At 65.8% G+C, this 13135-nt stretch carries 13 protein-coding genes; 5 read left to right on the forward strand and 8 right to left on the reverse strand.

What is annotated here, in order from left to right; translation table 11 throughout:
* Positions 1–287: 287 nt before the first annotated feature.
* Both LN450_RS08855 and LN450_RS08860 read right to left on the reverse strand, forming a co-directional pair.
* Positions 288–1376: a CmpA/NrtA family ABC transporter substrate-binding protein gene (locus LN450_RS08855; protein WP_011347328.1), complete on the reverse strand. Its 1089-nt coding sequence runs from the start codon at positions 1374–1376 to the stop codon at positions 288–290.
* A 4-nt stretch (positions 1377–1380) separates the two neighbouring features.
* A complete protein-coding gene (locus tag LN450_RS08860; RefSeq protein ID WP_008575394.1) occupies positions 1381–1953 on the reverse strand; it encodes an ANTAR domain-containing response regulator in 573 nt (190 codons plus the stop codon).
* 80 nt (positions 1954–2033) lie between these two features.
* Between LN450_RS08860 and LN450_RS08865 the strand changes: the two genes are divergently transcribed.
* From LN450_RS08865 to LN450_RS08875, 3 genes are all read left to right on the forward strand, one after another.
* Positions 2034–3011 (forward strand): NAD(P)-dependent oxidoreductase, encoded by a 978-nt coding sequence (locus LN450_RS08865; protein WP_011347327.1) that lies wholly within the window; start codon positions 2034–2036, stop codon positions 3009–3011.
* Between the two features lie 349 nt (positions 3012–3360).
* Positions 3361–4794, forward strand: a complete 1434-nt coding sequence (locus LN450_RS08870) for a flavin-containing monooxygenase (RefSeq protein ID WP_039417726.1) — start codon at positions 3361–3363, stop codon at positions 4792–4794.
* The gene (locus tag LN450_RS08875) at positions 4787–5719 is read left to right on the forward strand and encodes an SDR family NAD(P)-dependent oxidoreductase (protein ID WP_011347325.1); all 933 of its coding nucleotides are present in this window, start codon (positions 4787–4789) and stop codon (positions 5717–5719) included. Before LN450_RS08870 ends, LN450_RS08875 begins: the two co-directional genes overlap by 8 nt.
* A gap of 101 nt (positions 5720–5820) precedes the next feature.
* Here LN450_RS08875 and LN450_RS08880 read toward each other — a convergent pair whose 3' ends face one another.
* The 4 genes from LN450_RS08880 to LN450_RS08895 form a co-directional block, all read right to left on the reverse strand.
* Complete coding sequence (locus LN450_RS08880; protein ID WP_011347324.1) at positions 5821–6903, reverse strand: AraC family transcriptional regulator; 1083 nt, start codon at positions 6901–6903, stop codon at positions 5821–5823.
* Between the two features lie 226 nt (positions 6904–7129).
* Entirely contained in the window at positions 7130–7492 is a 363-nt protein-coding gene (locus LN450_RS08885; protein ID WP_008575384.1) for a hypothetical protein, read from the reverse strand.
* Complete coding sequence (gene mobA, locus LN450_RS08890) at positions 7476–8045, reverse strand: molybdenum cofactor guanylyltransferase (protein WP_011347323.1); 570 nt, start codon at positions 8043–8045, stop codon at positions 7476–7478. The genes LN450_RS08885 and mobA overlap by 17 nt, the downstream gene beginning before the upstream one ends.
* 37 nt (positions 8046–8082) lie before the next feature.
* Positions 8083–9357, reverse strand: a complete 1275-nt coding sequence (locus tag LN450_RS08895; protein WP_109298528.1) for a molybdopterin molybdotransferase MoeA — start codon at positions 9355–9357, stop codon at positions 8083–8085.
* 183 nt (positions 9358–9540) lie between these two features.
* On the opposite strand from LN450_RS08895, the gene LN450_RS08900 reads away from it, so the two are divergent.
* On the forward strand, positions 9541–9816 hold the full coding sequence (locus tag LN450_RS08900; RefSeq protein WP_008575377.1) for a PQ-loop domain-containing transporter: 276 nt from the start codon (positions 9541–9543) through the stop codon (positions 9814–9816).
* 34 nt (positions 9817–9850) lie between these two features.
* Here the strand turns inward: LN450_RS08900 and xth are convergent, their stop codons facing one another.
* Positions 9851–10846: an exodeoxyribonuclease III gene (xth, locus tag LN450_RS08905; RefSeq protein WP_008575375.1), complete on the reverse strand. Its 996-nt coding sequence runs from the start codon at positions 10844–10846 to the stop codon at positions 9851–9853.
* A 145-nt stretch (positions 10847–10991) separates the two neighbouring features.
* Between xth and LN450_RS08910 the strand changes: the two genes are divergently transcribed.
* A complete protein-coding gene (locus LN450_RS08910) occupies positions 10992–11762 on the forward strand; it encodes an OBAP family protein (RefSeq protein ID WP_039417725.1) in 771 nt (256 codons plus the stop codon).
* Between the two features lie 197 nt (positions 11763–11959).
* Here LN450_RS08910 and LN450_RS08915 read toward each other — a convergent pair whose 3' ends face one another.
* Positions 11960–13129, reverse strand: a complete 1170-nt coding sequence (locus tag LN450_RS08915; protein WP_011347320.1) for a zinc-dependent alcohol dehydrogenase — start codon at positions 13127–13129, stop codon at positions 11960–11962.
* Between the last annotated feature and the right edge of the window lie 6 nt (positions 13130–13135).

Below are 13135 nucleotides of genomic sequence, written 5' to 3' on the forward strand. Positions count from 1 at the left end.
CCGGCGGTTTGTCGAAGAGCGAGGAAACCGCCTCGTGCGGCTTGCTGTTTGCTCTGTTTGAAACCTGGCGCACCGACCATCTCCACTGGCCCTTGCCCGCCCACCGTCGCGGGAGCTTACGCAGCATGGATGCCGCGTAGGAGCCTACATGGACGTACTTGCAGCGTGTCCCGCGCTGGTGGGCCGGCAAGGGCCCTGCAGCCAAACTGCAGACCAGCCGCTCTCCCTGCGATCCCTCTACGCTCTGCAGCCATCACCGCAGACTCCAGCACGCCTGTTCCATCGCGTTACGGCGTATCGAACAACCGATTGCTGCGATGATCGCTGTCCGGAGCGACGACACCCACACGTGCGGCGGCACGCCGATAGTTGTCGAGTCGGTGGATATCGCCGAGCCGGGCGATGTCGTCGTCTTGAACGTCATGCCATCCCCAGCGCTGGAACTGGCCCAGGAACCACTCGCCGTCCGACAGCCACGGCATATTCACCACCCCGCCGCGGTGAAAGGCCAACGCAGTCGCATCATCGGCGGCAGCGCCGCAACCAACATGCGACTCAACCTCGGGATGCGCCCCCAGACACACCGCCAGGTGCGTCGCCGGCACCCCGATATGCTGCGGCTCGGCCAGCCACTGCGCACAGTGCGCGCGATTGGCTGGCGCCGCGTCCAGCCAACGGCAGGCCTCCAGCACGCAAGCGGTCAAGCGCTCGCTCAACTCCGGCTGCAGTGCTGCAAATTCACGGCGGCAGGCGAGCACCTTCTCCGGATGGCCAGGCCACAACTCGCCGCTGCGGATCACACGCCGCCCCGTGCCCTGCGCTTCGGCCACCGCCGCCCACGGCTCGCCGGAGCAATAGCCGTCGACCAATCCGCTGGCCAACGCCTCGGGCATTTGCGGTGGCGGAATGCTGAGCACATCCACATCCCCGATCGGGTCCACCCCGCCTGCAGCCAGCCAGTAGTACAGCCACAGCGCATGCGTTCCGGTGGGAAAGGTCTGCGCGAACACCGCACGCCGCCCCAATCCTGCCAATGCCTGTGGCAGCGTGCGGCCGGCCGCCAACGCGTGCGCGAGTGCAGGCGCGAGCGTGATCGCCTGGCCGTTATGATTGAGCGTCATCAGCAATGCCATCGGGCATTGCGGGCCGGCGATGCCCAGGTCGATCGCATACACCAAACTGGCCAGGGTGTGGGCTGCCTCCACTTCACCGGCCAGCAAACGGTCGCGCACGCCGGCCCAGGATGCCTGTCGTTGCAGCTCCAGCTGCAGACCATGTTGATGGTCCAGACCCAGGTGTTGCGCAGCGACCAGCGGCGCGCAGTCGATCAATGGCAGATAGGCCACGCGCAGGACGGGATATTCGGCTTGACTCATAGATTCATCCCAACAACTCGGCCATGGCCACGATGCGGCGCGCCACTTCGGCCAGTTTGACGCCCTGCTTCATCGCCTGCTGGCGTAATGCGGCATAGGCATCGGCCTCGCTCAGGCCACGTTTTTCCATCAGCAAGCCCTTCGCACGGTCGATCTGCTTGCGGTCCTGCAGCGCCTGCTGGACCTCGTCCAGGCGCTTGCGCATGCTGCTTTCCTGCGCAAAACGGGCCAGCGCCACCTGCACGATCGGCGCCAACCGCGCAGGCGCCAAGCCATCCACCACGTACGCCGTCACGCCCGCGCCGACCGCTGCATGGATCAACGCATCGTCGCCATCGCCGGAGAACATCACCACCGGCCGCGGCGCATGCGCATGCAACATCGACAGCTGCTCCAAGGTATCGCGGGAAGGCGAATCCACGTCGATCACCACCACATCCGGCTGCTGGCGTTGCACGGCATGCAGCAGCGCGCTGACCGAGGCCACGTCATCGAGCACCGTGTAGCCGGCGCGCGTCAGTGCCTGGCGCAGTTCGCCGATCGGCTTTTCGGTATCGTTGACCAGCAAAACACGCATTGACAGCAGCGAGGCATGGACGTGGCCTGATGGTGCCATGCAACATGCCGCTCGTGCGAGCCATCTTTTCGGAGTGTCCGATGCCGTTGTTCCCGTTGTTCGCCAACCTGCAGGGGCGCGCTGTGCTGGTGATCGGTGGCGGCGAAGTCGCTACACGCAAGGTGCTGGCGCTGCTGAAGGCGCAGGCGCACATCCGGCTGTATGCGCATGCGCTTTCGCCCGAACTTGCCCAGTTGATGCAGGCCGGGCGCTTTGAGCAAATGACAGGCGAGTTCGATCCTGCCTGGATCGACACCGTGTGGCTGGTCGTCGCCGCCACCGATGATGTGGATCTGAATCAACGTGTGGCCGCAGCGGCCGGCGCACGCCAGCGTCTGGTCAATGTCGTGGACGATGCCGAGCTCTCCACCTACCAGGTGCCGGCCATTGTCGACCGCGATCCGCTGGTGATTGCGATTTCGTCGGCGGGCGCGGCGCCGATGCTGGCGCGCCGACTGCGCGAGCGACTGGAGCGCGAACTGCATGCGTCGGTGGGTACGCTGGCGGCCTTGTTCGCCCGGCACCGCGAGCGCATTCGTCAGCAGTTGCCGGACATGAACCGGCGGCGCCGCTGGTTCGACCAGGTGATCGACGGGAAGGTGCCGCAATTGCTGCAGGCCGGCGATACCGTCGCCGCCGAAGCCGCCTTTGCCGCTGCGTTGGACGCGGTGGACAGCGTTCCGGCGCGCGGCAGCGTGCAATGGGTCGGTGCCGGCCCGGGCGATCCCGGCCTGCTCACGCTCAATGCCTTGCGTGCCCTGAACCTGGCCGACGTGCTGCTGCTGGCGTCGGACGTGCCCGCCGCGGTGGTGGAACTGGCGCGCCGGGACGCGCAACGGCGCGCCTGGCCGGAGACGCCGGGCGCGCAGCAGGCCGCCGTAGTGGAGTTGGTCGGCGCCGGGCTGCAGGTCGTGGTCCTGCGCATGGGCAGCGGCGATGCCATCCCGGCGGAGCTGGACGCCGCGCTGCACGCGCAGGGCATCCTGTCGGTGCGGGTTCCGGGTTTGCCGCTCCGCTAGATTTTTCCAAGCGCGTTGCCGGATTCGACGCGCCTGAACGCGACTGCCTACCGCGCCAGCAACGCTCGGCGCGCCGTGTCCTGCTGCCAACGCGTGCGTTCGACACACCGATCGCCGGAGCGCCCGCCCATACCATCCGCGGGAAATGACGGCCCGCCGCCGCGCAATGGCGCTCGACCGCTACCCGCCAGCGCATGCCATCGGCACCGCGTCACGGCGTGCAGCAAGGCAAGCAACAGCCACCCAGCGTGACCGGTTTCACCCCCTGCCTGGCCGAAAAAGTCCCCAGCACGGCGCGCGCATCCGCCTACAGTCGAGCACGTCATCCCGGTTCGGACATCGCCACACCATGCAGACGCCTTCGCCGTCCCAGACGTTCCCGCTCGACCGCAGCGATGCGGTCTGCATCATCGGTGCTGGCCCGGGTGGGCTCAGTGCGGCACGTGCGCTCAAGGCGCAGGGGCTGGACTACGACCAGTTCGAACGCCACGGCGACCTGGGCGGGATTTGGGACGTCAGCAACCCCGGCTCGCCGATCTACGACTCCACCCATTTCATTTCCTCGCGCGATCTGTCGGCCTTCATCGGCCATCCCATGCCGCGCCAGTACCCCGACTACCCGTCGCATCGGCAGATCCTGGCCTACCTGCGCAGCTTTGCCGAGACGTTTGGTCTGCGCGAGAAGATCCAGTTCGACACCGCCGTCCTGCGCATCGACAAACAGGCGGACGGGCGCTGGCAGGTGACGTTGGCCGATGGCTCGCAGCGCCTCTACGCCGCGGTGATCTGCGCGTCGGGCGTCAACTGGGACCCCAGCATGCCGCAATTGCCGGGCCACTTCGATGGCGAGATCCGCCACTCGGTGAGTTTCCGGCATGGCGACGAATTTCGTGGCAAGCGCGTGCTGGTGCTGGGGGCCGGCAACTCCGGCGCGGACATCGCCTGCGAGGCGGCCATGCATGCGCAGCGCGCCTTTCTGAGCGTGCGCCGCGGATATCACTTCATCCCCAAGCACCTGATGGGGATTCCGGTCGACCAGATCGCCGAAACCGGTCCGCACCTGCCCCTGTGGCTGGCACGCCCGATCTTTTCGGCCCTGCTGCGGCTGGTCAACGGAGACCTGGCCCGGCTGGGGTTGCCCAAGCCGGACCATCGCCTGTTCGAAAGTCACCCGCTGCTCAACGCCCAGCTGCTGCACCATCTCCAGCACGGCAACATCGCCGTCAAACCCGATATCGACCGACTGGACGGCAGGCACGTGGTGTTCAAGGACGGCAGCCGCGAGCAGATCGACCTGCTGCTGTGCGCCACCGGCTACCGCTGGAGCTGCCCGTATGCCAGCGACTATTTCCTCTGGAACGGCGGACGCCCGCAGATGTACCTGTCGATGTTCAACCGCACGCATCGCAATCTGTTCGGGATCGGCTACCTGGAAACCAATTCCAGCGCGTACAAGCTGTTCGACACCCAGGCCCAGATGATCGCGTCCTACCTGACCGCGCAGCGCCGCGATCCGGCCAGCGCACGCCGCTTCGATGCATTGATCGAAAACGATACACCGGACCTGTCCGGCGGCATCCGTTTCGTGGCATCGCAGCGCCACGCCGTCTACATCGAGGCGCATGCATTCAAACGCTATCTGCATCAGCTGCGCAGGCGATTGGGCTGGGGCGAGCTGGGCGAACACATGTACGACGCGCTCAAGCTCGACGCCGGTGGCGATCCACGCATGGGCACTACCGCCACCGCACGGCTGGCCGACAGCGAGGTTGCCCATGGCTAAGCCGCAGGATCTGCGCGGCTGGAATGCGGTGATCACCGGCGGCGCCGGCGGGCTGGGACGCGCGATCGCCGCGCGCCTGATCCAGCGCGGCGTGCGCTGTCTGCTGGTGGATATCGATGCCGATGCACTGGCACGTGCGGTGCAGGCGCTGGGGCCGCTGGCGTGCGCGCAGGTGGCCGACCTGACCGACCCGGCCGCGCGCGACCGTCTCGCCGAGCGGCTCGACACGGATTGGGGCCAGTTGCAGCTGTTGGTCAACAACGCCGGCATCGTCGGCACCACTCCGTTCGAGCAGCGCACGCCGGCGTCGATCCGCGGCGAACTGGAGTTGAACCTGATGGCGCCGTTGTTGCTCACGCACCGGTTGCTGCCGCTGCTGCAGCGCAGTGGCGACGGGCGCGTGGTGAACATCGTCTCGCTGGGCGGCATGTTCCCGTTGCCGGAATCGACGGTCTACTCGGCCAGCAAGTTCGGGCTGCGCGGTGCCATGCTCTGCCTGGGACTGGACGGCGCACGCCTGGGCATTCGCGTCTCCATCGTCAACCCGTCGGCCACCGACACCCCGATGCTGATGCGCGAGGCCCTCAACGGCGGCAACAAGTTGCAGTTCATGGATCGGCCGCAACAACCGGACGAAGTCGCATTGCAGGTGTTGCGGTGCCTGGACGCACCGTGCCTGGAGCGCTTCGTGCGCCCCAGCGAATCGTGGACGGTGCGGCTGGCCATGCTGCTGCCCAACCTGCTGACGCGCGCCCTGCCGCTGTTCGCACGCAGCGCCGAGCGTGGGCATCGCAACTATCTTGCGTCGCTGCAGCAGCGTGGCCTGATTCGCCCGCGCCAGGACGGATGGGAAGTGGTGCCGCCCGCTCACCGCGAAGACCCGCACACCCTTGCTGCAACGCGAGCAACCACGCAGCGGACCTGAGCCGCTGCCTGGCGCCCGCACGCTCAGCGCATGCGGCGGCAGCGCTGTTGGAGGGCAAACCGGTGCGCCGCTAAGGCCAAGTACCGTGTCTGGTCGAACCCTCAGCGCGGATCGCGCGCCTGTCCGGGCGAACGACCGGACCACCGTTGAAAGGCGCGCCGAAACGCCCGTGCATCGGCGTATCCCACCGCTTGCGCCACCTCGGCCACGGTCATCTGCGAATTGCGCAGCAGATCCTGCGCACGTTCGTAGCGGGCGGCATCGCGCAGTGCCCGGTAGCCGACCTGTTGCGCGCCGAGCCGACGCCGTAGCGTGCGCTCGCTGCAATTGGCCTGGCGCGCCAGCTCCGGTTGCCGCGGCGCATGCTCGGCATCGCTGCGCAGCCGCAGTGCGATCGATTCGACCAACTCGTTGCGCGACGGCGGCCGCTGGATCAGGGTCTCCAGTTGTTGCCGCAACAGTCCGCAGGTGGTGCGGTCGTAGCCCGGCAACCGCGCGGCCAGCCACTTTGCCTCCAGCGTCATCCGGTTGCGGCCGGCGCCAAACCGCACCGGGCAGCGGAAAAAACGCGTGTAGATCTCCAGCGGGGCCGATCGCGCGAAGGCCAGTTCCACCGCGCGCGGTCGGATGTCCGGCCCCAGCATGCAGCGACTGACATTGAGGGCACCGGCAAAGGCTTCCTCGATGAGGTAAGGCTCGATCTCCAGGTCGAACACATGCGGCACCAGTTCGATGCAGGCTTCGGGGCCTTGCTGTGCGAACAGGTGCTGCATCATCGCCCCGGCTTCGTGCTGATGCCCCAGGCCATAGGCGATCGCTTCGCCGAAGGTTTCGCAGGTGAGCATGGCCAGCCCGGTCAGGCCCCAGGACACCGGCCGTTGCCGCATACCGGCCGCCAGGCCCATCGCCGGCTCTTCCAGCAGACGGCGTGCGCGCAGGATCAGCGCACGCACCTGCTGGTAGGACAGCAGCAGGTCGCGGTCGTGCAGGTCGCGGTCGGTGAATCCCAACCCCTTGCACAGCCGCTCCGGCGCGTGTCCGCGATCTTCGACCAGGCCCAGCAGCGAGCGCACGGTGTTGGGAACGATGTTGGCGGTGCGGCGGTTATCGGCCGGCGCAGGACGCGCGTTGCCGACCTCGGAGATGGGCTGGCTGCGGGTGACGGCCGCGCGCGCACGCGGCATGCTCAGCAGTGCTCCGCGGAGCGTTCGCGTTCGCCGCGGTGCCAGCGTGCCGTGCAGCCAATAACGCCACAATGCAGCGCGTGCCATGTGGCGGTACAAGCCGGCCGGAGCCGAACGTCTTGCATGCGTTGCGTCCTCGCGACAATGCGGCCTCAACCGCTCGGCCGCACTTTAGCGCAAGTGATGACGTGCAGGTCCAGCCAACAGCTGCCGGCGCGTCAAACCATCAATCCCGCAACAGACGCTTGCGCGTGCTGTCGCGCACATCCACGTCGAAGGTGACCTGCAAGGTCATCGCCTCGGCATGCCCAGCGCCCGCATCGAAACTGAACTGAAGCCCGTCACGGCGCGGTAGCTGGCGTGCGTGTTCCTCCAGCGCGTCGCGCGGGATCGCCAGTTGCCAATGATCGGTGGCGCAATTACATGCGGCGTGACCGCCGGTGAGGCTCACGCTGTGTCTCACCAACCGCGCGCCCTGCCCGCTCGGCAACCGGCTGAGATTGTCGACGCTACGCCCGGCCAGCAGGCTGGCCAGCTCGTCCTCGTCGATACGAAAGCGCAGATGTTGGCCTTCAATCTGGATTTTCATGGATCAGCCGGCTCCATTGCTCGGGCGTATTGCAATTGACGAACTCAGCGCGTTCGCTGGCAGTGACAGTCACGCGATGGCACTGCAGTGAATGCTGCAAGGCGCGCAGCGAGCGTGACGATGCAGCGCCCGCCATCAGCACCGTCAACGCCTCGCGCACGCTGGCATCCAGGCGCAGGCACATCGGCAGCATCTGGTCCTCGAAGGCCACACAGCGGTGCTGCGACGGCGCAAGCAGCTTGCCCAGCAACGCGGCCGACAACAGCGGCATATCCACCGGAACCACCACCAGCGTGGTCGCGTCGGCCGCGTTCGCGATCACACTTGCCAGCCCGCCGAGCGGGCCCAGATCGGGATGGACGTCGGCAATGCCGGCATATTCGGGCCGGTTGCCGCTGACCACCACGTGCTGCGCACCTGCCTGGCGCAGCAGCGCCTGCATCTGTTCCAGCAGCGGACGTCCATGCCAGGGCAGTAAGGCCTTGTCCTGCCCCATGCGCGACGAACGTCCACCGGCCAGCACCACGCCCGTCCACGGCCGCTGCAGCGTCATCCGACAGCCCCGGAATGGGCGGCACCCACCGGCATGTTCATCGCGCGATGGCCGGCGCGGCCGGGTGCAGGTGGCCCAGGCCGAAGACCTGGGCATGCGTGCTCGCTGCGGCGCCTTCGTCCTGTGGCTCCAGCACCGCCCAGACGTTGGCCTGCAGCAACGGGGCCACACGAAAGGATTCCTGCTGCGGCAGGATCTGCACCGACAACGCGCCGGCCGCACTGCACAGCAGGCGTGCCCGCAGATGCTGCCGCCAGATCGGCCTGGCCTGCATCGGTGCCTCTAATGCGACGCGCACGCCATGCTCAACCGGCATGCCCAACAAACCGCGCAATGCCGGCTCGACGAAAAAGCGCAGACCGGCCGCGCTGGCCATCGGGTTGCCGGGCAAACCCATATACAGCGCGCCATCGCTAAAGCGCGCAAGCAGCACCGGTTTGCCCGGTCGCACTGCGACCTTATGAAACAGCACTTCGGCAGCGTGGCGTGCCAATGCCTCCGGGATGAAATCGTACCGACCACGCGAAACGGCGCCGGTGCTCAGGATGAGATCGGCACCGGCATGGCGGGCCTGTGCCAGTGCCGCATCGAACGCAGCATCGTCGTCGCCCACCTGCCCACGCCACACGACATCGGCGCCGGCGGCACGCAACTGAGCCAGCAGATAACTGCTGGTGCCATCGCGGATCTGGCCCGGCTGCAGGGGTTGTGCAGGGTCGCCGATCAACTCGCGTCCAGTGGCGATCAAGGCCACGCGCGGCCGCCGCACCACCTGCACATGCGCGCAGCCCAGGCCGGCGAGCAGCATCAGATGCGCACCGCGCAGCATGGTGCCGGCGTCGATCACGCGATCGTGCAAGCGCACGTCTTCGCCGCGACGACGGATGTGCTGACCCGCACGCACCGGCTGACGCAGGCGGATGCGGCTGGGGCGCTCGCCGTCGTGCTCAAGGATCTGCACTTGCTCGATCGGCACTACCGCATCGGCACCCGGCGGCACGCCGGCGCCGGTCATGATTTCCCAGGCCGCACCGATCGCAGCCGCACCGGCGTCCTGCCCTGCCGCAACGGTACCGCTCACCACGTACTCGCGGTCTGCCAACGCACCCATCCCCGCGGTCGCCAATGCAAACCCATCCATTGCGCTGTTGTCGAAGGGCGGCAACTCGGCCTGGCTCGACAAGGCGTCGGCAAGCACGCGACCTTCGGCATCGGCGCTTGCCACCCACTCGCTGGCAAGGGGTGCGACGTGCGCGTGGACCAGCGCGAGTGCTTCGGCATAGCTGATCATGTGCAGGACAGTGCCGACCAATGGATGACCCGGCTAGGATACCGGCCCCTGGCGCAGCAGGTACAGGCGTGGCCGTGCGGGGCGGTCGTGTGTCCATCCGCCACATGATGGGCATCACCGCAGACACCACGCTTGAAGCTGCTCGAACGGTATGCAGACAGCGTGCGCTGCAAGGTTGCAGGCCTTCCTTGAGCAACTGCACGCATGCAATTCGTCGACGTCGTGGGCTGGCTCGCCAGCATCATCCTGATCGCCACCTTGATCCGGCAGATCTACAAACAATGGCGCTCCGACGCCGCGCAGGGCGTCTCGCGCTGGTTGTTCCTCGGCCAGATCAGTGCTTCGGTGTTGTTCATCCTCTACAGTTATCTGGTTGGCAACGCGGTGTTTATCGTCAGCAATGTGCTGATCCTGCTGACGGCCCTGATCGGCTATGCATTGCAGCGGGTCAAGCGCCGCAGGCTGGAACGCGCAGCGTAGACAGGCTGCGTGGACTCCTGCCGGCCGGTCGAGCTTAGTCAGCCGTTCTTTTCGCCGACTTGTGTGGTTTTGCCGAAGCGGCTGTGGCCCTCTTCGCAGCGATCTTCTTGGCCGCTCTTTTCGCGATGACACTGGGCGTCTTCTTGGCGGCCGCCTTGGGCACGGCCGCCTTTTTCGCTGTGCCCGGCTTGCGCACCTTCGCGGCCGACGTGGCATCCGCCGCTGCTTCGGCGGGCGCATCCGGTACACGCACACTGATCCAGGTGGGTGCATGGTCGCTGGCCTTTTCCAGCGCACGTACCCACTTGTCGACGCCGGCATCTTGAAGGTCGGGCGCCAGCGTGCGATTGAGTAGCAGATGATCGATGCGCAACCCACGGTCGCGCGCAAAGTGCTGACGAAAGTAATCCCAGAACGTATAGATCGGCGTGTGGCCATGGATGGCCAGCAGGCTGTCGGTCCAGCCCTGTGCCAGCAGGGTCTGGTAGGCCTCGCGGCTCTCCGGCTGCAGCAGGGCGTCCTTGCGCCAGCCCTTGGGGTCGTAGATATCCGCATCGGTCGGCACCACATTGAAGTCGCCGATCAGCGCCACCGGATGCGGCAGGTCCACCAGCGTTTTCGCATGCCGGATCAAGCGTTCGAACCATGCAAGCTTGTAGTCGAACTTCGGCCCGGGCTGCGGGTTGCCGTTGGGCAAATACAGGCAGGCCACCACCACACCATGGATCGCCGCCTCCAGATAGCGGCTTTGCGTATCGCGTGGATCCCAGGGCAACCCGCGACGAATCTCCACTGGCTCGGTCCCCCGCGCGAGCAGCGCCACGCCATTCCAGGACTTTTCGCCCTGCCAGATCACACCGTACCCGGCATCGCGGATTGCCTGCTCCGGAAACGCAGCTTGCGTCGATTTCAATTCCTGCAGGCCCACGATGTCCGGCTGCTCGCGCTGCAGCCATTCCAGCAAGTGTGGCAGACGGCTGGCAATACCGTTGACGTTGAACGTCGCGATCTTACGTAAGGTACCTGACATGGGTGCAAATGGCCGCTTCCGTGGTGCAACAGCATGACCGCCGCTTGATTAAGCCGATGCTCAAGCGAGGTGAAGCTGCACTGCGTGCCCCGGCCCATGCTCACGCCTGGCACACCGCCGGCGCTGTTAGCTTGAAGCACATTCATTGATGGGAATTGCCATGCGACATTCCGCACTGTTGATCGGCCTTGCGCTCTGCGCCAGTTGCTCGCGCAGCCCACCGTCGGTCACCCCGCCCGGCGCACCGGAAACGCCCAAGACCAATGTGCTGGAAGCCGGCGCGAAAGTGCTGCAGCCCAGCGGCCCGGTCGGCAAGCTGGACATCTATCTGGTCGGCTTCCATCCGATGAAGGATGCGCCAGATGAGCAAATGGAGGCGCATCACTATTGCCAACAGGTCAATGAAGATCTTGCCCAATGCGCGCTCTACGACGGCAACACCGACCGTGCCAACCTCACCGGTATCGAGTACATCATCTCGGAGACGTTATTTGCGCAGTTGCCGGCACACGAGCGCAACTTCTGGCATCCGCATAACGGTGAAATTCTTTCCGGCCAGCTCTCTGCTCCCAACCTGCCGCAGGTCGCAGAGAAGGAACTGATGCGCAGCAAGATCAACAGCTACGGCAAGACCTGGCACACCTGGCATTCGCGCAAGGGCACCGCGCCTGGCGACACCTTGCCGCTGGGCGAGCCGATGCTGGCGTGGTCGTTCAACCGCGATGGTGAGTTGCAGCAACCGTTGGTTGCGCAACGCGATCAGCCCGTTTCGGTGTCCACCGCAGAGCGCCGCGCCAACCGTCAAGAGCTTGTGCCGCTGGCAAAGCCGCAAGAAGGCGTGGATGCATTAAGTGCCCATTTTCCCAACGCCCAACCCATACCCGGGGTGACCGACGCAAGGGGCAAGCATCCCTGAGCCCGGAGGACACCCTGCTGCACCAACGTGCAGCAGGGTCAGGCGTGGCGCGAGTACTTGGCAATGCGTTAGAGCCTGGAGAAACGCGCGATGCAGCTAGCGGTACGCACGTACCCTGCCCTGTTGCACACGCCAGATGCCAAGCGATTCCCGGCAGCGCCTGCAGCGCAACTCAGTGCGACCAAGGTTCTTCGACGCTAGGGCACAAACCCCGCACGCACGCACCCATCGTGTTTGTGCTTGAACATGTCGTAGCCCCGCACGGCGTCTTCCAGCGGCATCTTGTGGGTCAGCAAAAATCCGGATTTCAAACGTCCCGCCTGCGCCAGGTCCAGCAACCTAGGCACGTATCGCTGCCCATGTTGCTGCGCGGTTCGCACCGTCAGACCCTTGTTCATCACGGCACCCAGCGGAAACTTGTCCATCACTCCGTACACGCCCAAGACCGACAGGATGCCGCCCTTGCGGCAGGCGAGGATGGCTTCGCGCAACGCCTGGCCGCGATCGGTGTGCAGGTGCAAAGCCTGCTTGACCCGATCGTAGGTATGGCCGATGCCGGTGCCATGCGCCTCCATTCCGACCGCATCGATACAGGCATCCGGGCCACGCCCACCGGTCATTTCGCGCAGGACATCCACCACGCTGTCGACCGCCGAATAATCGATCACCTCCACACCTAACACATCGCGCGCCATTGCCAGACGCTCCGGCAAGCGGTCGATGCCGATCACGCGTTCTGCGCCCAAAATACGTGCACTTTGCTGGGCCATCAGCCCCACGCCACCGCATCCCCACACCGCCACCGTGTCGCCGGGCTGGATATTGCAAAAGTCTGCACCCATGAAGCCAGTGGGCCCCGCGTCCGAGAGAAACAGCGCATCTTCGTCGGAGACCCCATCGGGCACCTCGAAACACCCCACATCCGCATGCGGCACGCGGATGTAGGTTGCGTGCGAACCTGCGTAACCGCCAAAGGCGTGCGTATAGCCGTAAATCCCGGCGGTCGCATGCCCAAGCAAGGGTTCCTGCATTTCCCAGTTGGGGTTGGTGTTGTCGCACAGCGAAAATTCCTTGCGCTCGCAATGCCAGCAACCGCCACAGGAAATAAACGACGGCACCACCACGCGCTGACCCACGCGCACATTCTTCACTGCGTTGCCCACCTCCACCACCGTACCCATGAACTCGTGGCCGATGACATCGCCCTCGCGCATGGTTGGCAGGTAGCCATCGATGAAATGCAGATCAGAGCCGCAGGTGGTGGTGAGCCCGACCTTCAGGATCACATCGCGGGGATTGACCAGCACCGGATCGGGCACGGTTTCCACGCGCAAATCGTTGATGCCATTCCAGCACAGTGCTCGCACAGAAAA

Origin of the sequence: Xanthomonas euvesicatoria pv. euvesicatoria (assembly GCF_020880415.1) — a bacterium.
Taxonomy (GTDB): Bacteria; Pseudomonadota; Gammaproteobacteria; order Xanthomonadales; family Xanthomonadaceae; genus Xanthomonas; species Xanthomonas euvesicatoria.

Coding starts and splice junctions, on each gene's coding strand:
- LN450_RS08855 (WP_011347328.1), bottom strand. CDS start 1,376: ATGAGTCAAGCCGAATATCCCGTCCTGCGCGTGGCCTATCTGCCATTG.
- LN450_RS08860 (WP_008575394.1), bottom strand. CDS start 1,953: ATGCGTGTTTTGCTGGTCAACGATACCGAAAAGCCGATCGGCGAACTG.
- LN450_RS08865 (WP_011347327.1), top strand. CDS start 2,034: ATGCCGTTGTTCCCGTTGTTCGCCAACCTGCAGGGGCGCGCTGTGCTG.
- LN450_RS08870 (WP_039417726.1), top strand. CDS start 3,361: ATGCAGACGCCTTCGCCGTCCCAGACGTTCCCGCTCGACCGCAGCGAT.
- LN450_RS08875 (WP_011347325.1), top strand. CDS start 4,787: ATGGCTAAGCCGCAGGATCTGCGCGGCTGGAATGCGGTGATCACCGGC.
- LN450_RS08880 (WP_011347324.1), bottom strand. CDS start 6,903: ATGCCGCGTGCGCGCGCGGCCGTCACCCGCAGCCAGCCCATCTCCGAG.
- LN450_RS08885 (WP_008575384.1), bottom strand. CDS start 7,492: ATGAAAATCCAGATTGAAGGCCAACATCTGCGCTTTCGTATCGACGAG.
- mobA (WP_011347323.1), bottom strand. CDS start 8,045: ATGACGCTGCAGCGGCCGTGGACGGGCGTGGTGCTGGCCGGTGGACGT.
- LN450_RS08900 (WP_008575377.1), top strand. CDS start 9,541: ATGCAATTCGTCGACGTCGTGGGCTGGCTCGCCAGCATCATCCTGATC.
- xth (WP_008575375.1), bottom strand. CDS start 10,846: ATGTCAGGTACCTTACGTAAGATCGCGACGTTCAACGTCAACGGTATT.